We start from the raw sequence: 20,992 nt of genomic DNA on the forward strand, positions 1-20,992 counted from the left end.
TTTTAGTGTTTTTCGGGAATAGCGTCTTAAAGGCTTGCAAGATTGGCGACTCGCATAAAGTCGATCCGGATAGGGTTTAAATACGCAAAACATCCGAAAAATTGACCGGACTTTAAAATAAAAAGATCTAAACATCCTCAATTTGAAACTGCTTACGCCAGCGATTCGGTGAAATCTTATGTTTTTTCAAGAAGTGCTGACGCAAGGCGGTATCACTATGAAATCCACTTTGTTCTGCAATATCAGTAATAGATAAATCTGTGCTTTCCAAAAGCTCTCTTGCTCGCTGTAGCCTTGCTTCAATTAACCATTGATTTAATGACATTCCGGTTGCTTTGCGAAAATGTCGGGTGAAAGTGCTACGGCTCATTGACAAACGTTCTGCAAGACTATCAGTCGAATGAAGTGCGGTCAGATTTTCATTTAAATAAGCAAGCAACGCATTGATATTATGATTAGGTGTGGAACGAGAAATAGGGCGTTCGATAAATTGTGCTTGTCCGCCTTCACGATGAGGGGGGATAACCAGTATTCGGGCAATATGATTGGCAATTTTCACACCATATAATTTACGGACAATAGAAAGGCAACAATCCATGGAAGCTGCCGTTCCTGCGGAGGTAATCAGTCGATCTTGTTCCAAATAAATAGGATTTAAATCCCATTTCACCTGCGGAAAGCGACTAGTAAAATCACTATCTCCTAGCCAATGTGTGGTTGCTTTTTTGCCGTTAAGTAAACCACTGCACGCTAACACATAGGCACCATAACATAAACCCACCACTGTCGCACCACGTTGATATGCTTGCCGTAACGCCGTTAATAAAGCCTCACTAGGCATCACTTGAGTATCATGCCATCCAGTCATCACAACAATATCGGCATTCTCTAACCATTCTAAACCACCATCTAAATGTATGTGAAATAGCGAGTTTGTCAGGTTGTCCGAATCGCTAACGATTTTACAGTCAAATAACGGCTTGCCGTTTAAATCCGACATAGAAAAAACGGAATATGCCATCGCAAAATGAATGGGCATCATTTGTTCATACACAATCAAAGCAACAGTGGGTTTATTCATTTTATTTCTCCTACTTTGATATGAGCATAACACAGAAATGACCCGATTATTACGTTTATTGATTTTTTATCTATTTTTGCGCAATTTTGTTCTCACTATAATATGTTTATTCATTCAATAACGTATAGAAAAGGAAAAACAATGAACTTAAAAACCTTGATTAGCACTACAGCATTGGCTATTAGCGCAAATACTTTCGCCGTAGATCTTGCCTCTAAAAACACTGATAGCTACCAACATATCCGCAATGCCACGGGTCGCCTGAACTACGCAGGGAAAACTTTTTTAATTGATCCGATGCTTGCTGAAAAAGGACGTTATGCAGGCTTTGAAGGGACATTAAATAGCCATTTGCGTAATCCACTTGTGGAATTACCGATGAAAGCAGAAGATACTTTCAAAGATGTTGATGCCATTATTTTGACTCATACACATGAAGATCATTGGGATGAGGTTGCACAAAAAATTTTACCTAAATCCATCAAAATTTTTGTGCAGCATGAACGGGATGGCGACCTACTCAAAGCGCAAGGTTTTACTAACATAACCAGTTTATCGCTAGAAAAACCGGTGGAGTTCGAAGGTATTATTTTAAATAAAACCGGCGGTTCTCACGGCACAACGGAAATGTACGCTGTACCACAATTAGCTGAGATTTTAGATGAGGCGATGGGAGTAACATTCCAAGCGAAAGGTCATCCAACGGTGTACTTGGTTGGTGACACAATTTGGACTGCCGAAGTAAACAAAGCCATTAATCGTTATAAACCAGATGTAATGATTATGAACACAGGTGATGCGCGTACCTTAGCTTTTCCGAATGACGGCATTATTATGGGGTTACAAGATGTTGCTCATGCTCGCCAAATGCTACCGAATACAAAACTTATCACGGTGCACATGGATGCGGTAAACCATATGTCTGTGTACCGTAAGGATTTACGCCAATTTGTCCAAGCAAATAAGCTTGAAAATGTAGCAATTCCAGAAGATGGTGAAACAGTGAAGTTTTAAAAACAAGCGGTCAAGTTTTGATGGAGATTTGCAAAACACCTAAAAATTTGACCGCACTTTGTTATAAAAAAGCCGTCTGAAATTTCAGATGGCCTTTGATTATAGCCAGGCAAAGTCAGGCTATAAAAACCATACGCTATGCGTATGGAGACAAATAGCTTAAGCGATGAACAGAAAAAAATCCTCGCTATATAATGAACAAGGCTGACAACCAAAATTCAACATATAGGAGGATTATTTACCCCTCGTAGCGTGCATCTTGATGCACGACCGAATCACGCACGGAACGTTATTTAACCCTTTCGGGCATTCACGATTTCGTGCAACAAGTTGCACGCTACAATTCTTAAACCGACAGAATGCCCGATTATTCATAGCGACCAAGGCGTATTGCATGGTTCGGCGGAATGGGTGAAAATGTTGGAGGGTAAAGCGGTTCAAAGTATGAGCCGCCGAGGAAATTGCTACGATAATGCGGTGATTGAAAGTTTTTTTGCGATACTAAAATCAGAGTGTTTTTACTCACGGAGCTATCATTCAATCACTGAATTACAGGCTGAAATTGAAGAATATTTAGTGTATTACAACCAAAAACGAATTAAACTCGATTTAAAAGGATTGAGCCCGGTGCAATACCGAGCTCAATATTTAAGTTAACTAACCTGTCCAACTTTTGGGGGGCAGATCAAAGTGCGGTCAATTTTTTATGTGTTTTTTAAAAATTAATAGCTTGAGTTAATTAACACTTCTTCACCATATCCGCCAAGGGTTGGCATTGGTTGGTAAGTGGAGTTAGCAGCGCGCATGAGGCGGATGCCGCGAACGCCGGCTTCTTTGGCGGCAAGAATATCGTCGTCACTGTCGCCGTAGTGAATAGTAACTTTGTGTTCAATAATGCCAGGGGTTTTGTTGTATTTGGTGCTAAGCTCACGTCCGCCCATGAATTCAACCGGGTGCATGTCTTTAATATTGAAGGCTTTTTGTAATACTGGGGTAACGCCATCTTTATCGCCGGCAGTGCGTCCGGTGATGAAATAAATTTGGTCGCCACGGGCTTGGTGCATATTAATTAAATCTATGGCAATTTGTTTTGGAATGGAATATTGGTCACAACCGGCATTCACTTCATTCCAGAAATCCTGATTTTTTAAGTAATCATGCTTACCCGGAGAATATTTTTGTTGCCCATGGTAAAAACAAGGGCTACTGAATAGAACGGTATCGTCAATATCAAAACTTACATTAATCGGTGCTTTGCCTTCCAACTCTTTTTTCAGTTGCTCAACGGAAATCCAGTGGATTGGTTGTTCCACGAGCATTTCACGGGCATTGGTACCTTGATTGGTATAAGGTTCGGTTTTGGCCGCCATGGCGGGAATTGCTGCCACGGTTAAAAGGGCGACAAGAGAAAGTTTAACAAGATTTTTCATAGTGACTCCCGATGAGATTGTGAATATATCGGCGGCAATCCTACCTTTTTTGTTCTATTACGCAATTTCAAGCAATCGTTTGCTATACAAAATTATGATCGTGATCACATTTTTATTATGTAATTGGTGAATAAATAACCAATATTGTTTTTCTCCACGATAGCGCGCGTTTCCTAACGCGTGCCTGAAAATCAATTTCGTTTGATTCAGATTTTTACTATTTTCATGAATAACTTCAATTTGCTTATTTTTTAGATAGATAAAACTACGCGTCAGAAGGGGGGCTATCTGGGGAGCCGTTGGCAAAGCCAACGTTCAGAATCCTTTTGATTTTATGACCGCACTTTTTTGTCATTAGAAGAAAATGAAGAACTTAAACAGGTAATCACTTTATCGCCAAATATCACTTTTCCGGTAAACTTTATTCGTGAGCTTGCCTCGGGATTTTGCTAACTCTGAAACCACAATAGATTGTAATGGCACAAGCGAGGACGCTTGCGCTATCAGGGGGGAAAGAATGAAGGATTTGCTCTCTTGGTAGTCGTTCCTGCTGTTTGCCGGCATGCTGGCGGTAACGTATTCCACCCGCCTTATTGGTTTTTTCGCCTTGCGCAACCGTACCTTAAGCCGCCGCGCACAAATCGTGATGGAAGCTGCGCCGGGTTGCATGTTGATTTACGTCATCGCGCCTTATTTCGTGTCCAACAAACCGCACGAATTGATTGCCATTGCACTGACCGAGCTTGCCGGAAGCAGGTTTTCCATGTTGGTTACCGTGTTGATCGGCGTCGGCAGTTCTGGGCTGTAGGGGTATTTGATGCGGTAGGCGGCTGCGTTTTCGTGATACCGGTTACACTTGTTTTCAGACGACCTTTCCCTTTCAGACGACCTTATCTTGTTATAATGTCGTCTGAAATTTTTTATAAAGCAAAATCATGGCAAACCAAAGACTCATCTACGGCTTCCACGCCGTCAACGCCCGCCTGTGGCAAAACCCGAAATCGATTACCGAACTCTACGTCCAAGAAGGCAAAAACGATGCCCGCACGCGCGATGTGTTGGAGAAAGCGGCAAACGAAAACGTGCGCGTACACTTTGCCATCGCCGTCGCCATCACTACCTGTTGCGAAAGCTGCATCAGCGTACATGCCGCCGCAGCCGCCAAAGCGGGCGCGACTGAAAGCGAAATCGCCGGCGCGCTGGTAACCGCTATCGCCCTGAACGCAGGCGCAGCCTACACTTACTCCCTGCGCGCTTTGGAAGCGGTTGACGCGCAGCGTTGATTTTGTCTCAAAGGGTCGTCTGAAAACCACTCCCGTTTCAGACGACCCTTTTGCTGACGGGCATTGCTTTTTGCCGCCGAACCGTTTAGATTTATGTCTTTATTCAACCGTTTGGAGAAACAACCATGAAAAAATTACTGACTGCTGCGCTGACTGCCGCCGCACTCGTCCTTCCTGCAGCCGTATCCTATGCCGCGCCCGCTGCTAAAGCCGCCAGCGCTTCACATAGCGGCGATGCCGCCCGACAAACCGATTCCCGACAAAGTTCAGACATGAATCAAACCCATACCGCCGTCAGCAAATACAGCTTCGACGATACCGTCCGCCGTTTGGAAACCGCCGTTAAAGAAAAAGGCATGACCGTGTTCGCCGTCATCGACCACCAAGCCGCAGCGCGACAAAGTGGTTTGGACATGCAGCCCGCGAAAGTCATCGTTTTCGGCACGCCCAAAGCCGGCACGCCGCTGATGCAAAAAGACCCCGCCTTCGCCCTGCAACTGCCGTTGCGCGTCCTCGTTACCGAAGTCGACGGCGCAGTCCAAGTCGTATTCAACGATACGCGCGCGCTGGTGTCGGGCAGCAAAATAGAGTTCGCCGAAGTGGAAAACACACTCGCCAATGCGGAAAAGCTCATCCGTAAAACGGTAACGGAATAAAGTTAGCCAAAATCCGAAGGTCGTCTGAAAACCTGAGCAAACCCTGAACTGCACCCCAAAAGTTGGACATCCCCTCCAACTCACAAGGTGCAGTTTTTTTATGAGCAAATATACATTACACTTCAAATACCAAGCCGTACTACACTACCTGCATATACGCAGCCAACAGCGTACCGCAGATCATTACAGCATCTCCCGAACCCACCTGCGACGATGGATACGCGCCTATCAAGAAGGCGGCATCGGCGCACTCGAACATCCCCACGATAGCGCGCGTTTCCTAACGCGTGCCTGAAAATCAATTTCGTTTGATTCAGATTTTTACTATTTTGATGAATAACTTCAATTTGCTTATTTTTTAGATAGATAAAACTACGCGTCAGAAGGAGGGGCTATCTGGGGAGCCGTTGGCAAAGCCAACGTTTAGAATCCTTTTGATTTTATAACCGCACTTTTTTGTCATTAGAAGAAAATTGAAGAACTTAAACAGGTAATCACTTTATCGCCAAATATCACTTTTCCGGTAAACTTTATTCGTGAGCTTGCCTCGGGATTTTGCTAACTCCGAAACCACAATAGATTGTAATGGCACAAGCGAGGACGCTTGCGCTATCAGGGGGGACAAAAACACCAATATTGTCAGCACCACAACTTGCAAAAGTAATCATAGCGACTAGAAAAATCAGGTTTTTATTGTCTTTTCGCAAACCATCTTTTGCAATAGCTTCTCCATCAAAATATAGATAAGAAGGTAGTGTACCAAACATTAAAAAGCCCTGCCATCGAAATGATAGCAGGGCTTAACTTCAATATCCAGATGATATATTTATCTAAAAAAGGTAGAGAAAAAGGTAGAGTTTGGACTGAAATATAGTGAAATGTATTGAAATTGAAAAAAGAAAAAACGCTTGAAATCAGCGTTTTTCTTATGTATTGATTCGTATTGAATGCTTACTTGACTTCTACTAATGCAAAAGACAGGCATTCAACTATTTCTTTTACTGCCTCATCTATATCTAGATCCTCGTTATCATTCAACATCATTGGAAGAACATAAGAAAGACTCAAGGCTAAAATATAGCGAACTATTCTTTCATTTGACCAATTTCTAATGAGGCCCATTTCTTTAAACTGATTCAGGATTGGACTAATTGGCTTAATGATAGAGTCAACAATAACATTACCTAACTGGTTAGAAATAGTATTATCAATAAAAGAACGACTCAAGAGAATTTTAACTTGCATTTGATTCTCTCGAATAAAAACTAGTCTATCACGAACAATACTTCTCAAAAACACTGAAAAGGTCTCTTGGTTTTCTGTAAATTTCTTCTTAGAAAAATCAGCAATCACATCTGGAATAACTTGCTCAAGAAAAGTCGATAAAATTGCTTCTAAGATGCCTTCCTTGGTCTTAAAGTAACTAAAAACCGTCCCTTCTGAAACCCCAGCTTCCTTGGCAATAAGACTGGCTGTTGTGTTTTCAAAACCAATTTCTGAAAATAATTTTAGACTTGATAACAGTACTTGACGTTGTTTTAAACTCAAATTGTTGTTTTCTAGTATCTGGGCATATTTTTGTTCTAAACTTTCCATCACTAGCAACTCCTTGCTACTCTCTTACTTTTACAACTTTCTTACCTCGAGTGTGTCCCAGTTTCAGACTACGATATGCTTCTCTAACTGACTTTAGAGAGAAGTCATACACTTGATCAATATTTAGCTGAACCTTCCCATCCGAGACCATCTCCGCTAGAGCCTTAAAATCATCATATGTAGAGTGTCTCGGACCCGTGAACTGAGCTCCTCTTATTATAACATATGGAGAAGGTACTAGAGTTCCGATCTCACTCCCCTTCAAACCTAGACTAAAAGCTAACTTAACGTAATCACTTCCATAGCAATCCAAGAATTTTGTAATCGGCTTTGGAGTTGCTGATAGAAGAGCATTATGGATGTTCTCTTCGTAAGCTACTGGTATGGCACCTAAGGACTTCAGATATTCTGAATTCTTCTTACTTGCAATTCCGATAACCGTTGCACCTTTAGCAACCGCATACTGTACTGCAATACTTCCAATACCACCTGTCGCTGCTGAAATAACTACAACATCGTTAGAACTTAACTCAATTTTTCTAAAAGCACCACCCACAGTTAGAGAGGCTACTCCCATAGTAGCTGCGTGGTTCATATCAATCGTCTTTGGTTTCAATACAATTTCCGATTCATTGACACAAATTTCTGTTGCCAAAGCACCCCTTTTGGTCCCCAATCCAGGGTCACTGATTATTGTTCCAAAAACCTTATCCCCTACTGCAAACGTATTTACTCCTTCACCAATTTCTGTGATGACTCCAGCAAAATCCCTACCAACACCTCTTGGGAAAAGAGATGATTTCGACTCAAACCAACTACTTGGATTCCTTAATTTCGTCATAAAAGATAAAAATCTAAGTGGTTTTGCACCCTCAAAAGTCTTGTAATCAATAGGATTTAAACCAACGGCATGAACTTCTACCCTGACTTGATTCACTTTTAAAGAATCAGATTTAATATTCACTAAATCTAACACTTCTTCATTACCGAAACGACTATATTGTATTGCTTGAATAACCATTTTATGAACTCCTTTGCCCCTCACGTATTGGGTGAGCGCTCAATCATTTCCTTGATTGTACGCTTATTCTTCAAAGATGTCAACTATACTGCTCCCACTCTCTGTGGCAGCTGATATTCATAAAGAAAATATGAATTCAAATATAGAGAAATATCTTTAAAAACAACGAGGAAAATAAAAATGTTTCCAACCAGGCTTTAAAATGTCCGTCATGCGGTAAACAACTCCGCAAACCAAAACGTACATTTATGGGCAAGGTTTTTAAATGCTTATTTATTTTATTTAATGTATTAATGGCAATTTGGCTGATTGGCGGTGTTGCTTCAAGTGCTTATGTGATTAATAATACTATAAGTAATACTGAAAGAGCAGGTACGCTGCTTGGCACAGGATTAGGCGCAAGTATAATCCTTACACTTTGGGTAATTGGTGATGTGATTCTTGGTTTATTCGTTTTATTAACTCGCCCAAAAGCATAATCCTTTTAATGCCTGTTTTACAACAGGCATTTTTATTTATTTCTTAACCTTCTTCACGTCTATTTCTTCATCTTCTACTTTCAATTCGTATTCAATTTGACTGGTAAAACCGTCATCTGAAAGATAATGCATTAGTCTTGTTAGTAATCATAAATTACCGCTACCTAAAACGCACTTTTAAAAATTAAAGTAAAAAGGCATAATTGAAGCCCTCATTTTTCAGAATTATTTATTCTAGGAGTAAAAATGAACATTTTATTATTAAACGGTGGAAAAGAATTCGGCCATTCGCATGGTGAGTTAAACAACACGCTTCACAAAAAAGCAAAAGAAGTTTTGACCGCACTTGGACACAATGTAAAAGAAACTGTGATTGATGCTGGCTATGATGTTGAGGCAGAAATCGAAAAATTCTTGTGGATGGATGCCGTGATTTGGCAGATGCCTGTTTGGTGGATGCACGAGCCTTGGACAGTGAAGAAATACATAGATGAAGTATTTATCGCTGGACACGGCAAGCTTTACCACAGTGATGGCCGTCATCGTGTTAGTCCAACTGAAGGCTTCGGTACAGGTGGTTTGTTGCAAGGCAAAAAACACATGCTTTCGCTTACTTGGAATGCGCCGATTGAAGCGTTCACCCGTGAAGGCGACTTCTTTGAAGGCAAAGATGTGGATGCTGTGTACATGCCTTTCCACAAACTCAACGAGTTCATCGGTTTGACCCGTCTACCGACATTTACATGTAACGATGTAGTTAAAAATCCACAAGTAGAACAATACTTCGCAGACTACCAAGCACATTTGGAAAAAGTGTTCGGTTAATGATAAAACATCAACTTTAAGCGGTGGGCTTTTGCCCACCATTTTGTCAGTCGCTAATTGGTACGAAATATGGCAAATCCGTGGCGCAAGTGATTACCCGCTGGCTGGTGGAACGCGACATCATCGTGGTGGCAAAATCCACCAAACCCGAACGCATGGCGGAAAACTTGAACATCTTTGACTTTGCACTTAGCGATGAAGACAAAGCAGAAATTACCAAACTGGACGGCACGTTTGCCACCATCGTCAATCACGACACGGTGGATAATTTGAAGCGCATCTCTGCGTGGAAAATGGGCGTGTAAGTGTAGCGAAAAACCATCTGCAATTCATCATATGAAAGGACAAAACATGATTAACGGGTTAGATATCGAACGTTTTCGAACTACCATGGCAGCGGTTGAAAACGACCATACAAAAGGCAAGGCAGCATTACGCGCCGATTCGCGCTGGGTATCCGGCACGAAGAACGAAATCTCCGTGCGCCGCTTCCCTGCCTTTACCACAGACGAACCGAAAAACATGGGCGGTGAAAACGCCGCCCCAAGTCCGATGGAATACCTGATCGGCGCTGCTGCAGGCTGCTGCTCCATAGGTTTCGAGTTGCAAGCAGCACAGGCAGGCGTGAAACTGGAACAGTTTGAAATATCCGCAAGGGGCGGTATCGACATGGCCAAACTGTTCGGCATGGAAGATGGCTACGGCGGACTGGATAATCTGGTGCTAACCGTAAAAGTAAAAGCCGACGCCGACCTTCCTACTCTGCAAAATTTCGCCGACCGCTCCGCCGCCAACTCGCCAGTGTTGAATAGCCTGAAAGCGCGGGCAAAAGTGGTTGTGGAAAAAATCTAGACGACTCAAACCGTTTTCTTGTTTTCATTTCGTTAAAAGCCCCTTTTCTGGACAACTAGAAAAGGGCTTAATCGCTCAAAGGAGTACATGACATGCAACAACTACACACTCTGAAAGACATCGAACAGGCCATCGCCACACACCCTTTAGTATCACTGTACATCAAAGCCCCAATCTGCGGTGTTTGTACGGTCGTGGCCGCCCAGCTTGACTCAGCTTTGGCGGTGGAAGGAAATGTGTATGCCGTAAAAGCCGATATTGCTGAAATACCCGAAATGGCTGGACGTTTCCACGTGCTGACCGCACCTGCATGGCTGCTGTTTTATCAAGGCAAGGAAGTAGAACGAATGGCCCGCTTCATCCCTCAGACACAGATGAAGCAGACATTAGCAAAATGGACAAAAGTAGCAGAAAGCGGGCATCAGTAACCGGTCTATCAATGTTTCAGACGGCTGCGGTCTTGATAATGATGCAAGTGGTCAAGTTTTTAAGATGATTTGCAAAACACTTAAAAATTTGACCGCTCTTTATTACGAAAAGGTCGTCTGAAACGGCTTGCAGACTGAGATGATTATTGATGAAACGCTGTGATTTGTACGCTAAAACCATCTTCTGAAAATTCCCTTTGACATTCCCCCTCATTCCCCCTCATTCCCCCTAAAATGCGTTCAAGTTTTTAAACATATAAACTCAAGAATCCGAATATGCCGCAACAAACGATGAATCTAATGCGCGAGTGCATTCCCATCTTTACCGTGTTGAGCGATGAAAATCGCCATCAAATCCTGCGCGTGCTGTGGGAACATGGCAGGATGAATGTGAATGAGCTGGCCGAGCATCTGCATCTGTCGCGCCCTGCTGTGTCGCATCATTTGAAAATCATGCTGCAAGCTGGTGCGGTGGCGGTAGAGCAGGTCGGCAAAGAGCGGTTTTACAGTATTGCCATGGCGGATGCGGTGGCGAGGTTGAAACAGCTTGCCGATTTGATGGCTCAAAATTGCCCGCTTTCAAAATAGGGTTATCCATTAACTCTTTATTTTTACCTAAATACGTTTACATTTTTAAACTTATCAACTTAAAGGAACGATTATGTTATTCACGCCATTCACTTTTCAAAACGGCAAAACCGCCAAAAACCGTATCTTCAAATCCGCCATGGAAGAGCAACTTGCCCAAAATGACCAGCCGTCTGAAAAACTCGTCCGCCTGTACGGCACTTGGGCGCAAGGCGGCGCAGGCGTGTTGGTTACGGGCAATGTGATGGTTGCCGAAAGCGGCAAAGGTTCGATAAATGATGTGGTGATTTCAGACGACCGCGGGCTTGAGATGCTGAAAAAATGGGCGAAAGCCGGCACGCAAAACGACACGCTGCTCATCATGCAAATCAACCATGCGGGCAAACAGTCGCCTGCGGTGGTCAATAAAACACCGCTTGCGCCAAGCGCCGTGCCGTTGGTGGGCATGGACGGCTTCATCAATCCGCCGCGCGAATTGACTGCCGATGAAATCAATGGGCTGATTCAGCAATTCGTACAAACCGCGAAAATTGCCGAACAAGCAGGCTTTTCAGGCGTACAAATTCACGCCGCGCACGGCTATCTCATCAGCCAATTCCTCTCGCCACACCACAACCGCCGCCAAGACCAATGGGGCGGCAGCTTGGAAAACCGTATGCGCTTCCTTTTGGAAACCTACACCGCCATCCGCGCCGCCGTGAGCAAAGATTTCTTGGTAGGCGTAAAACTCAATTCGGCGGATTTCCAAAAAGGCGGTTTTGACGAAAGCGAATCGGTGCAGGTGGTGCAAAAACTGTCAGAAATGGGCATTGATTTTATTGAAGTTTTCGGTGGCAACTACGAAAGCCCGCAAATGCTAGCCGCCAAAGACAGCACCCGCAAACGCGAAGCCTTCTTCATCGATTACGCCGAAAAAGCCCGTGCAGTCAGCCAAGTTCCGCTGATTATCACCGGCGGTTTTCGTTCACAAAGAGCAATGGAAGACGCCTTATCCAGCGGCCATTTGGATTTGGTCGGCGTCGCCCGTCCGTTTGCCTTAGTGCCTGATTTAGCAAACAAAATGCAAAACGGCACCTACCAAACCGTGCAAACCGACCGCATCAAAACTGGCGTAGCATTTGTTGATAAAAAAGCGGGCGCAATGTTGGAAATGAACTGGTATATGACGCAAATGGACCTGATCGGACAAGGCAAGCAGCCCAATCCCAAATTGTCGGCGTGGAAAGTATTGCTGAAAACCTTGTGGGAAAACGGCAAGGCAAGTTTGAGTACGGGCAGGGCTTGATGATGAAAGTGGTTGGGTTTGAAAGAGGATTTGCAAAAACTCTTGAAAATCTGACCGCTCTTTTGTGTATCCAATGCGCCCTTGCCGTTTAGAACCAAGAGGTCGTCTGAAACCATTTTCAGACGACCTCTTGTACTAAGAAACTGTTTTAATCAATCCCTTGCACCAAAACGGCACGGCCGGTTGTTGCGCCCAAGCGGATAGATTTGAATTGTTTATATTCCGGGCTGTGGTACCATGATCGTGCGGATGCCATATCAGGAAAACGAAATCGGGATTTCGCTGTGGAGGTCGGTGGTGGGGATTTCGGTTGCGCTGGTAGCGGGATTGGCTGCGGGGCTGGTGGTGGGCAGTTTTAAGACGGCGATGGCGTTGCTCAAGCCTGTGATTACGATTTTGTTGGCGATGTCGCCGATTATTTGGGTGGTGATGGCGTTGTTTTGGTTTGGTTTCGGCAATCCGAGCGTGTTGTTTACCATCATTGTGTTGGTTGCGCCGCTGACGTTTGCGAGTGCGGCGGTTGGGATGGCGAGCGTGAACAGGCAGCATGAGGAATTGTTTGACGCTTATAAGTTAGGCCGTCTGAAAAAATCCGTTATCTGTATATCCCGCATCTGACGGGCTATGTGATTTCCAGCATCGGCGTGGCGGTGGCGATGGGGGTGAAAGTGGTGATTATGGCGGAACTCTTGGGCGCGAGCGAAGGCGTGGGCGCGCGGATTGCGGACGCGAGGGCGATGCTGGAGACTTCGATGGTGATGGCTTATGTTGTGTTGGTTATCGTGTTTGTGTCACTGTTTGAATACCTGATTACCAAGCCTTTGGAAATTTTGTTTATGCCGTGGAGAAGGTGATGCTCTGTCTTGAAAACATGCGTTTTGAAATTCTCCGCGACCCCATCGTGCGCGATTTCAGTTTGAACCTGCAACATGGCGAAGTGAAAGCTTTGTTCGGGCCGAGCGGCTGTGGCAAGACGACGGTTTTGCGTTTGATTGCGGGCTTGGAAACGCCGAAATCGGGCACGATACGCAATACTTTCCGCAAAACGGGTTTTCTGTTTCAGGAAAACCGCCTGCCGGGAAACTTGACCGCGATGCAGAATATCGCTATTTTTATGGACAAACCCGATGAAGGCGAAATCATCGCGCTGGCGGCGAAAGTCGGGCTGACTGCGGGCGATTTGAACAAATATCCGACCGAATTGTCCGGCGGCATGGCGAAACGGGTAGCATTTTTGCGCCTGCTGCTGTGCGGCTGCGACCTTGCCTTGCTGGACGAGCCGTTCGTCGGTTTGGACCGCGATTTGCGCGATATTTTGGTCGCCTGCTGATGGAAAAAATCGAGCGGCAGGGCATGGCGTGTATGCTGGTAACGCACGACCGCTTCGAAGCCGCACGCCTGAGCCATGAAATCATGCTGCTTTCCACTAAGGGCATGAACGTGCAAAACGTGATTACCCTGCCTACGCCGCTGTCCGAACGCGATTCGGCTTTTGAAAAAGCCGTGGTGCCAAGGGGGCAGGGGATTCATTATGAGGTACTTTATGTTTTCGACTGTGATTACTGCTGCTGTTTTATATATTGCTACAGCAGTAGATTTGTTGGTAATACTATTAATATTTTTTGCTAGAGCAAATACTAGAAAAGAATATCGAGATATTTATATCGGACAATATTTAGGTTCTGTAATTTTAATATTAGTTAGTTTATTTCTAGCTTTTGTTTTGAATTATGTTCCGGAAAAATGGGTGTTGGGTTTATTAGGTTTAATACCGATTTACTTAGGTATTAAAGTTGCTATTTACGACGATTGTGAGGGCGAAAAAAGAGCTAAAAAAGAATTGGATGAAAAAGGGTTGTCAAAATTAGTCGGTATTGTTGCTTTGGTTACAGTTGCTAGTTGTGGTGCAGATAATATTGGACTTTTTGTTCCTTACTTTGTGACTTTAGATCTTGTCGACTTATTAGTTACTCTTCTTGTATTTTTAATATTGATTTTTGTTTTAGTATATACAGCACAAAGATTGGCTAATATTTCAGGTATTGGTGAAATTGTAGAGAAGTTTAGTCGTTGGATAATGGCTGTTATTTATATTGGTTTAGGGTTATTTATTATTATTGAAAATAATACAATTCAAACAATAATATCAATAATATGAATGATACGGGCATGTGAGTATCTGACAAACCTTCGGCTTGCTTCTTCAATACAAGATACAACCCTGTCCGCCCAATAAATCCATATCCGAAAGCATCTTCATGCAGAATTAAGCCAAACCATGAATAAGTTTTTCACCCATCCCATGCGGCCGTTTTTCGTCGGTGCGGCGGTGCTTGCCATACTCGGCGCGTTGGTGTTTTTCATCAGCTCCGGTGCCGTCATTTTGAAATGAAACCAAATCAAAGCCGATTGAACCATCGTCCACTTGGGTACGACCATCACGTCCGCCGGTTGCTGTTGCTGATGTTTTGTAGAAAATTTTCATAATGTTTTCCTCATTTAATGTTGGTTAATATGGTTTGGCGTACCGCCGTTAAAAGTGAGTTCATTATATTGAACGGCAATATTAAGTGTTATATGATTTATCCAAATTACTTGCCTATTCCTACAAAATTATGTTCTCAACTGAAATGATAGAACGATTATTAAAGGTTATTCCACATAACGAACTCTATTCATCATCGATTAAAGGCTTATTTCTTCGCCATTCAGATCAACCATTTTGTTACGAAGGTATTATTCAAGAGCCGAGCATTTGCATCGTGTTAAGCGGAGAACGTGAAGTGCAGCTAGGCGAACAATGCTACCGATTTGATAATCAACATTTTATGTTTTGCCCAGTAAACATACCGATGCGTGGCGAGATTAAATATGCAGAGCCGCAAAAGCCGTTTTTAGTGATGTCGATGAAAATTGATATTGAAATCGTTAGCAAGATTTTATTAGCAAATCCAAACCTTGTAGATGATGTCCAACAGGGCGACGAAGGTTTTGCACAATGGCATCTAGATGAATCTCTCAAAAATGCTGTTGAACGTCTATTGCTCTTGCACGAAAATCCAAAAGATATTGAGTTTCTTGCACCGCTTATCCAACAAGAAATATATTATCGACTCCTTACAGGCGAACAAGGTGGCAAATTTAAAGCCATGGTAAGCAATGGATCGAATACCAAAAAAATCGCCCAAGCCACCTACTATCTGCAACAACATTTTAGTGTAACCATCACCGTGGAAACCTTGGCAAATCTATGTGGTATGTCGATATCTGGCTTTCATAGTCATTTTAAGAAGATAACCAGCCTTTCACCGCTGCAATATCAAAAATCCTTACGTTTGATGGAAGCCAGACGACTGATCGCACAAGAAGGGCGAGGCATTACCGAAACTGCTTACCAAGTTGGCTACGAGTCACCTAGCCAATTCAGCCGTGAATACAAACGGTATTTCGGGCATGCGCCCAAGGGGGATATTAAATAGATGGGGCTTAAAGATAGGTTTAAAAACACCTAAAAATTTGACCGCACTTTTGTATTTGTTATTCAAAAATCGTTCTACCACGATCTATCTAGGGATGAAATTCAGATAAATACCGAATATTTTTTTATTTTAATCAATGGCAGGAAATGCTCAATGTGGTCATGATTCCTCTTTGGAGGCACGAGAATAGACCTGTACCGACACGGGATTGGAGGTGTTACTTTCCGGTGATGCTACACCATTGATAGAAAATATGACCAATTGCGTGTTGTTTTGCCTGAATGCAAACTTCCTACTACCCTAAAGCTACTTTTTCAGCTACCCTTATCCTATATCTACACAGTTCTCCAAGGAGTTCCTCATGAACATCGCCATCACCGGTTCCATCGGCAACATTGGCGGCATGGTCGCCCGTCATCTGAACACATGCGGCCTGTCGCTAATTCTGCCGCTGCGCAACCCCGCCAAAGCGCCCGACCTGTCGAACTGCGAGGCGCGGCGGTTTGCCTATGGTGATTTGGAGCTTGCCAAGCAGGCGTTAAACGGGGTGGACGTGCTGTTTATGGTGTCTACTGCCGAAAGCCCAACACGCGAGCAGGAGCATTTGACTTTTGTGCAGGCTGCTTCGGAAGCGGGCGTGCAACACATGGTCTATCTCTCTTTTGCGCAGGCGGCGTTGGACAGCACCTTCACGTTGGTGCGTACCCATGCGGTGGCCGAAAATGCGATCCGACAAACAAATATGCGCTACACCTTTCTGCGCGACAATTTTTACAGTGAGATGATGGCAACGATTGCCAACGCGCCCATCATCGCAGGCCCTCCCGACGATGGGCGCGTTGCCTGCGTTTCACAGCGTGATGTCGCCAAAGCGGCGGCAAACGTCATCGCCGACATCGCATGCGGCAACCACCGCCACGATAATCAGACCTACACGTTGACAGGTTCCCAATCATTAAGCTTCACTGAAATAGCCGCCGTCCTAACCGAAATCACCGGCAAACTGCACCGCTATCACAATGAAACCCTAGAAGAAGCCTTCGCCAGCCGTAAAGCTGAGTATTCTGACACGCCCGATTGGCAGATTGAAGCGTGGGTTTCTACCTATACCGCCATTGCCAAAGGCGAACTTGCCGCCGTTTCAGACGACCTGCCACAGTTGTTGGGACGCGCACCGCTTAATTTTGAAGACGTAGTAAGGGCACAATATGCAAAATAATCTTGTCTCGTTTATCGAATTTCGTGGCGCAGGCAAGCAGTATGACGGCAAATATGCCGTGCGCGATTTGGATTTAACCATTTATCAGGGGGAATTTTTCGTGTTAGTGGGCGGTTCGGGCAGCGGAAAATCCACTACTTTACGCATGATTAACGCGCTAATTGAACCTACCGATGGCAACGTTTATCTGCACGGCAAACGGATTAAAGACTACGACATCCGCCAACTTCGCCACCAAATTGGTTACGTATTGCAGCAAATCGCGCTTTTTCCCACGATGACCGTAGCGGAAAATATCGAACTCATGCCTGACGTACTGGGCTGGCCGAAAGCCGAACGCAAAACGCGTGTGAATGAATTATTGGAGCTGGTGGAACTTGACCCTGCGCACTACCGCGACCGCTATCCGCACGAACTTTCCGGCGGTGAACAGCAGCGCATCGGCATTTTGCGCGCCATTGCCGCCAAGCCCCAAGTGCTGCTGATGGACGAACCGTTTTCAGCACTTGACCCGCTGGTACGCACCGTGCTGCAAGACCAAATTGCTATGATTCACCAAAAATTTGGCACCACTATCGTTTTCGTTACCCATGATATGCAGGAAGCCGCCAAACTCGCTTGCCGTATCGGTGTAATGCATAATGGCAAACTGGTACAAATCGGCACACCTGAAGAAATCAAAAAGCAGCCGGCAAATGATTATGTGCAATCGCTGTTTTCCACCGCCGACACACCCGATGCCGAACGCATCATCCACCAATTCTTACGGTTGGATAAACAAGGACAGGAAGCGGTGAGAAGGGCGGTGTTATGATGGTGAAGGCCGTCTGAAACCTCTTTCAAGGCGCTAACACCTTGCTGTAAAGCGAACATAAACATCTATTATTCAACATACTAACTATAAAATTTAAAACTATGTTCTCATCCCTAAACGTTACCCCAGCAGAACTCTGGCAAATGCTGCTTACGCATTTATGGCTTTCCGGACTGGCTTTGCTTGCGGCCGTGGCGATTGCCGTGCCCGCCGCCGTATTGTTTGCGCGCAGACAGCGGGCAGCGGAAGCGGTATTGCAGTTCACCAATATATTGCAAACCATCCCGTCTTTGGCACTGCTGGGTTTGCTGATTCCGTTTGTCGGTATCGGTTCGCCGCCCGTCTTGATTGCACTCACGCTATACGCACTGTTGCCGATTTTTCAAAATACCTATTTGGGGCTGACCCAAATCGACCAATCGATTCAAGATGCGTACACCGCATTCGGCCTGTCGCGCTGGCAATCATTGTGGCGGATTGAGCTGCCGATGGCTTTGCCTGCCATGATTTCAGGCATTCGCACGGCGGCGGTGCTGATTGTCGGCACGGCAACTCTGGCGGCGCTAATTGGCGCAGGCGGCTTGGGTAACCTGATTCTGCTCGGCATTGACCGCAACAACATGACAATGACGTTTACCGGCGCATTGCTCTCCGCATTACTGGCTGTCGGCGTAAGCGGCATTATCGGGCTGTTGCAGAAATCGCGACGCAAGTTGGCGATTATTCTTGCATTGGCGGTGGGCTTCGGCGCACTCGGTATGTCGCAGATTTCATTTACACCTGCTACAAAAAACGTGGTGGTTGCCGGCAAAATGGGGAGTGAGCCGGATATTCTGATTAACATGTATAAATTATTGATTGAACGTGAGAATTCGAACGTGAAAGTCACAGTCAAACCTAATTTTGGCAAAACCACTTTCCTGTTTAACGCACTGAATAGTGGCGAAATCGACATTTATCCTGAATTCACCGGTACAGTGTTGGAAGCCTTAGTACAAGTGCCAACTGAACAGAAGAACCGCCATCTGTCGCCAGATGAAACCTATCAACGGGGCAAACAATTATTGGCGGAACAATATCAGCTAGAGTTTCTACCACCGATGTCTTATCAGAACACTTACGCGTTGGCAGTCAAAGAAAGCTACGGTGCATCGCACCAACTGAAAACAATCAGCGACTTGAAGCAGGTAGCGCCCGATATCCGAGCAGGTTTCTCACTGGAATTTATCGACCGAGCAGACGGCTACAAAGGCATGCAGGCAGCCGGTATCACGCTAAAACATATTGTTAGCTTGGAACCAGCCTTACGCTATACGGCATTGTTGAATGACAAAATCGACCTAGTGGAAGCCTTTTCCACCGATGCAGAATTGAAACAATATCAATTGCGCCTGCTGAAAGATGATATTTCCCTGTTTCCTGCTTATCAGGGTGCACCATTGATGAAAGCAGAATTTGCCGAGAAAAATCCTCAAATTGTGACCGCACTTAACCGACTGGCGGGAAAAATCAGCGAAGAGGAAATGAGCGAGATGAACTACCGCGTGAAAGTGCAAGGCGAAAGTGCGGAAAATGTAGCGCGGGATTATTTGGAGAAAAATGGGTTGTTAGGAAAGTAAAATTGGCAGCAGGTTACCTGAAAGCATCAGATTCTTAGGGAGATATTATGAAAGCTGTAAAAATTTACCAAGCCGGCGGTCCGGAGCAACTGATTTATCAAGACGTGCCAACACCTGATATCAAAGAGGGTTGGTCACTGGTAAAAATCAAAGGCTTCGGCATCAACCATTCCGAGATTTTCACGCGCGAAGGTAAATCGCCGTCTGTCCAATTTCCGCGCATTTTGGGCATTGAATGTGTAGGCGAAGTGGCGCAAAGTTCCACGCCCGCGCTGGCGGTCGGACAAAAGGTCGTCTCTATTATGGGCGAAATGGGGCGCGCCTTTGACGGCAGCTACGCCGAATATGTGTTGCTGCCCAACGAGCAAATTTACCCCGTTCATACCGACTTGGATTGGACAACCCTTGCCGCAATTCCCGAAACCTACTACACCGCATTCGGCTCATTGCAGCAGCTTCGTATCGCGCCGCAAGATCGTGTGCTGGTGCGTGGTGCAGGCAGCGGCGTGGGCGTGGCGTTTGCCCAGTTGCTTAAAGCGCAGTTTCCGCACATTGTGCTGAATGGTTCAACGCGTAATCCTGCCAAAGCGGCCCGTTTGCAGGCGGTCGGATTTGACGAAGTGATTACCGAAGCGGGCGGCAAACTGAAAACTGACCAAAGCTACGACAAAATTCTGGAATTGGTAGGGCCGGCAACCCTGCGCGATTCCTTCTCCCACATCAACGAGCATGGCATCGTCTGCAATACGGGGCAACTCGGCAATTTGTGGTACGTGAATGATTTCGATCCGATTATCGAACTCAAAAACAACAGCTATCTCACCGCCTTTTATTCGGGCAATGTGTCGCAAGCCAAGCTGGATGCGATGTTTGACTATATCCGGCGGTTTGATGTGAAAATCTTAATTGAACGCGTGTTTTCATTGGAACAAGTTCCCGAAGCCCACAGCTTTTTGCAAAGCGCGGCCGGATTTGGGAAAGTAGTGGTGGTCAATGAATAGGCCTATCTAAAATTCCATCAAATCAAATTTTTAGGCATAGATTTATACAGCTGTTTGCTATTAGGGATAGCCAAGCGGTAAAGTTTTGAAGAAGATTTACAAAAATTCTTTGAAATTTGATCACTCTTTCACGATTTCGTGCGTAGCGTGCAACTTGTTGCACGAATAATTAACCTCGATGTGTAATTCATGATTTCATGCGTAGCGTGCATCTTGATGCACGACCAAATTACACACGGAACGTTATTTCACCCTTTCGGGTATTCACGATTTCGTGCAACAAGTTGCACGCTACGATTTACTAAAATGGTGATATGAAAAT

Annotated in this window: 28 protein-coding genes and 2 pseudogenes; 23 read left to right on the forward strand and 7 right to left on the reverse strand. The window is 44.8% G+C overall.

What is annotated here, in order from left to right; genetic code table 11:
- Nucleotides 1-127: 127 nt before the first annotated feature.
- Nucleotides 128-1,081 carry a GlxA family transcriptional regulator gene (locus J5X96_RS05995; protein ID WP_134080112.1) on the reverse strand — a complete coding sequence of 318 codons (954 nt, stop codon included), beginning with the start codon at nucleotides 1,079-1,081 and terminating at the stop codon, nucleotides 128-130.
- A gap of 141 nt (nucleotides 1,082-1,222) precedes the next feature.
- Here J5X96_RS05995 and J5X96_RS06000 point away from each other — a divergent pair, with 141 nt between their 5' ends.
- Together J5X96_RS06000 and J5X96_RS06005 are read left to right on the forward strand one after the other, a co-directional pair.
- Complete coding sequence (locus tag J5X96_RS06000) at nucleotides 1,223-2,095, forward strand: MBL fold metallo-hydrolase (RefSeq protein ID WP_209362269.1); 873 nt, start codon at nucleotides 1,223-1,225, stop codon at nucleotides 2,093-2,095.
- Nucleotides 2,096-2,425: 330 nt separating this feature from the next.
- A complete protein-coding gene (locus tag J5X96_RS06005) occupies nucleotides 2,426-2,752 on the forward strand; it encodes an IS3 family transposase (RefSeq protein WP_209362270.1) in 327 nt (108 codons plus the stop codon).
- A 65-nt stretch (nucleotides 2,753-2,817) separates the two neighbouring features.
- On the opposite strand, the gene aphA is transcribed toward J5X96_RS06005, so the two are convergent.
- Nucleotides 2,818-3,525, reverse strand: a complete 708-nt coding sequence (aphA, locus tag J5X96_RS06010; RefSeq protein WP_209362272.1) for an acid phosphatase AphA — start codon at nucleotides 3,523-3,525, stop codon at nucleotides 2,818-2,820.
- Nucleotides 3,526-4,075: 550 nt separating this feature from the next.
- Here aphA and J5X96_RS06015 point away from each other — a divergent pair.
- The 5 genes and pseudogenes from J5X96_RS06015 (at nucleotide 4,076) to J5X96_RS09850 (ending at nucleotide 5,759) form a co-directional block, all read left to right on the forward strand.
- Nucleotides 4,076-4,333 carry an AzlD family protein gene (locus tag J5X96_RS06015; protein WP_256436934.1) on the forward strand — a complete coding sequence of 86 codons (258 nt, stop codon included), beginning with the start codon at nucleotides 4,076-4,078 and terminating at the stop codon, nucleotides 4,331-4,333.
- A gap of 127 nt (nucleotides 4,334-4,460) precedes the next feature.
- Nucleotides 4,461-4,610, forward strand: a pseudogene (locus J5X96_RS09840) (RNA methyltransferase substrate-binding domain-containing protein); the annotation flags it as partial.
- Entirely contained in the window at nucleotides 4,584-4,808 is a 225-nt protein-coding gene (locus J5X96_RS09845) for a carboxymuconolactone decarboxylase family protein (RefSeq protein WP_371812561.1), read from the forward strand. The pseudogene J5X96_RS09840 and the gene J5X96_RS09845, both read left to right, overlap by 27 nt.
- A gap of 125 nt (nucleotides 4,809-4,933) precedes the next feature.
- Nucleotides 4,934-5,464 (forward strand): DUF302 domain-containing protein, encoded by a 531-nt coding sequence (locus tag J5X96_RS06025; RefSeq protein WP_245193445.1) that lies wholly within the window; start codon nucleotides 4,934-4,936, stop codon nucleotides 5,462-5,464.
- 100 nt (nucleotides 5,465-5,564) lie between these two features.
- Nucleotides 5,565-5,759, forward strand: coding sequence for a helix-turn-helix domain-containing protein (locus tag J5X96_RS09850; protein WP_209362275.1), 195 nt, complete (start codon nucleotides 5,565-5,567; stop codon nucleotides 5,757-5,759).
- Between the two features lie 235 nt (nucleotides 5,760-5,994).
- On the opposite strand, the gene J5X96_RS09750 is transcribed toward J5X96_RS09850, so the two are convergent.
- From J5X96_RS09750 to J5X96_RS06045, 3 genes are all read right to left on the reverse strand, one after another.
- Entirely contained in the window at nucleotides 5,995-6,231 is a 237-nt protein-coding gene (locus tag J5X96_RS09750) for a cadmium resistance transporter (RefSeq protein ID WP_245193446.1), read from the reverse strand.
- Between the two features lie 184 nt (nucleotides 6,232-6,415).
- Entirely contained in the window at nucleotides 6,416-7,060 is a 645-nt protein-coding gene (locus J5X96_RS06040; RefSeq protein WP_209362277.1) for a TetR/AcrR family transcriptional regulator, read from the reverse strand.
- Between the two features lie 16 nt (nucleotides 7,061-7,076).
- Complete coding sequence (locus tag J5X96_RS06045) at nucleotides 7,077-8,081, reverse strand: NADP-dependent oxidoreductase (RefSeq protein ID WP_209362279.1); 1,005 nt, start codon at nucleotides 8,079-8,081, stop codon at nucleotides 7,077-7,079.
- Between the two features lie 248 nt (nucleotides 8,082-8,329).
- On the opposite strand from J5X96_RS06045, the gene J5X96_RS06050 reads away from it, so the two are divergent.
- From J5X96_RS06050 to J5X96_RS06080, 7 genes are all read left to right on the forward strand, one after another.
- A complete protein-coding gene (locus tag J5X96_RS06050; RefSeq protein ID WP_245193447.1) occupies nucleotides 8,330-8,560 on the forward strand; it encodes a hypothetical protein in 231 nt (76 codons plus the stop codon).
- A gap of 246 nt (nucleotides 8,561-8,806) precedes the next feature.
- Nucleotides 8,807-9,385: an NAD(P)H-dependent oxidoreductase gene (locus tag J5X96_RS06055; RefSeq protein WP_209362281.1), complete on the forward strand. Its 579-nt coding sequence runs from the start codon at nucleotides 8,807-8,809 to the stop codon at nucleotides 9,383-9,385.
- Nucleotides 9,386-9,408: 23 nt separating this feature from the next.
- Complete coding sequence (locus tag J5X96_RS06060; protein ID WP_209362284.1) at nucleotides 9,409-9,690, forward strand: aldo/keto reductase; 282 nt, start codon at nucleotides 9,409-9,411, stop codon at nucleotides 9,688-9,690.
- A gap of 46 nt (nucleotides 9,691-9,736) precedes the next feature.
- Nucleotides 9,737-10,237, forward strand: a complete 501-nt coding sequence (locus tag J5X96_RS06065) for an OsmC family protein (protein ID WP_209362285.1) — start codon at nucleotides 9,737-9,739, stop codon at nucleotides 10,235-10,237.
- A 92-nt stretch (nucleotides 10,238-10,329) separates the two neighbouring features.
- Complete coding sequence (locus J5X96_RS06070; protein WP_209362287.1) at nucleotides 10,330-10,665, forward strand: thioredoxin family protein; 336 nt, start codon at nucleotides 10,330-10,332, stop codon at nucleotides 10,663-10,665.
- 276 nt (nucleotides 10,666-10,941) lie between these two features.
- Nucleotides 10,942-11,253, forward strand: coding sequence for a helix-turn-helix transcriptional regulator (locus tag J5X96_RS06075; protein WP_209362289.1), 312 nt, complete (start codon nucleotides 10,942-10,944; stop codon nucleotides 11,251-11,253).
- Nucleotides 11,254-11,326: 73 nt separating this feature from the next.
- On the forward strand, nucleotides 11,327-12,538 hold the full coding sequence (locus J5X96_RS06080; RefSeq protein ID WP_209362291.1) for an NADH:flavin oxidoreductase/NADH oxidase family protein: 1,212 nt from the start codon (nucleotides 11,327-11,329) through the stop codon (nucleotides 12,536-12,538).
- 148 nt (nucleotides 12,539-12,686) lie between these two features.
- Here the strand turns inward: J5X96_RS06080 and J5X96_RS06085 are convergent, their stop codons facing one another.
- Nucleotides 12,687-12,794 carry a DUF1330 domain-containing protein gene (locus J5X96_RS06085; protein WP_209362293.1) on the reverse strand — a complete coding sequence of 36 codons (108 nt, stop codon included), beginning with the start codon at nucleotides 12,792-12,794 and terminating at the stop codon, nucleotides 12,687-12,689.
- Here J5X96_RS06085 and J5X96_RS06090 point away from each other — a divergent pair.
- The 4 genes and pseudogenes from J5X96_RS06090 to J5X96_RS06100 form a co-directional block, all read left to right on the forward strand.
- Nucleotides 12,794-13,392 (forward strand): annotated as a pseudogene (locus J5X96_RS06090) (ABC transporter permease); the annotation flags it as partial. The gene J5X96_RS06085 and the pseudogene J5X96_RS06090 overlap by 1 nt on opposite strands.
- Complete coding sequence (locus J5X96_RS09755) at nucleotides 13,392-13,868, forward strand: ATP-binding cassette domain-containing protein (protein WP_245193448.1); 477 nt, start codon at nucleotides 13,392-13,394, stop codon at nucleotides 13,866-13,868. The pseudogene J5X96_RS06090 and the gene J5X96_RS09755, both read left to right, overlap by 1 nt.
- Entirely contained in the window at nucleotides 13,868-14,167 is a 300-nt protein-coding gene (locus J5X96_RS09760; RefSeq protein ID WP_245193449.1) for a hypothetical protein, read from the forward strand. The genes J5X96_RS09755 and J5X96_RS09760 overlap by 1 nt, the downstream gene beginning before the upstream one ends.
- The gene (locus J5X96_RS06100; RefSeq protein ID WP_049371213.1) at nucleotides 14,082-14,696 is read left to right on the forward strand and encodes a CadD family cadmium resistance transporter; all 615 of its coding nucleotides are present in this window, start codon (nucleotides 14,082-14,084) and stop codon (nucleotides 14,694-14,696) included. The genes J5X96_RS09760 and J5X96_RS06100 overlap by 86 nt, the downstream gene beginning before the upstream one ends.
- A 108-nt stretch (nucleotides 14,697-14,804) precedes the next feature.
- Here J5X96_RS06100 and J5X96_RS06105 read toward each other — a convergent pair whose 3' ends face one another.
- A complete protein-coding gene (locus J5X96_RS06105; protein ID WP_070582287.1) occupies nucleotides 14,805-15,023 on the reverse strand; it encodes a hypothetical protein in 219 nt (72 codons plus the stop codon).
- Nucleotides 15,024-15,153: 130 nt separating this feature from the next.
- Between J5X96_RS06105 and J5X96_RS06110 the strand changes: the two genes are divergently transcribed.
- The 5 genes from J5X96_RS06110 to J5X96_RS06130 all read left to right on the forward strand — a co-directional run bounded on the left by J5X96_RS06110 (nucleotide 15,154) and on the right by J5X96_RS06130 (nucleotide 20,670).
- Complete coding sequence (locus J5X96_RS06110) at nucleotides 15,154-16,017, forward strand: AraC family transcriptional regulator (RefSeq protein ID WP_209362301.1); 864 nt, start codon at nucleotides 15,154-15,156, stop codon at nucleotides 16,015-16,017.
- Nucleotides 16,018-16,378: 361 nt separating this feature from the next.
- The gene (locus tag J5X96_RS06115) at nucleotides 16,379-17,236 is read left to right on the forward strand and encodes an SDR family oxidoreductase (RefSeq protein WP_209362303.1); all 858 of its coding nucleotides are present in this window, start codon (nucleotides 16,379-16,381) and stop codon (nucleotides 17,234-17,236) included.
- On the forward strand, nucleotides 17,226-18,050 hold the full coding sequence (locus tag J5X96_RS06120; protein ID WP_209362305.1) for an ABC transporter ATP-binding protein: 825 nt from the start codon (nucleotides 17,226-17,228) through the stop codon (nucleotides 18,048-18,050). Before J5X96_RS06115 ends, J5X96_RS06120 begins: the two co-directional genes overlap by 11 nt.
- Before the next feature lie 101 nt (nucleotides 18,051-18,151).
- The gene (locus J5X96_RS06125) at nucleotides 18,152-19,669 is read left to right on the forward strand and encodes an ABC transporter permease/substrate-binding protein (protein ID WP_209362307.1); all 1,518 of its coding nucleotides are present in this window, start codon (nucleotides 18,152-18,154) and stop codon (nucleotides 19,667-19,669) included.
- A 47-nt stretch (nucleotides 19,670-19,716) separates the two neighbouring features.
- Complete coding sequence (locus tag J5X96_RS06130) at nucleotides 19,717-20,670, forward strand: zinc-binding alcohol dehydrogenase family protein (RefSeq protein WP_209362309.1); 954 nt, start codon at nucleotides 19,717-19,719, stop codon at nucleotides 20,668-20,670.
- The last annotated feature ends 322 nt before the right edge of the window (nucleotides 20,671-20,992 follow it).

Origin of the sequence: Aggregatibacter sp. 2125159857, from assembly GCF_017798005.1 — a bacterium.
GTDB lineage: Bacteria > Pseudomonadota > Gammaproteobacteria > Enterobacterales > Pasteurellaceae > Aggregatibacter.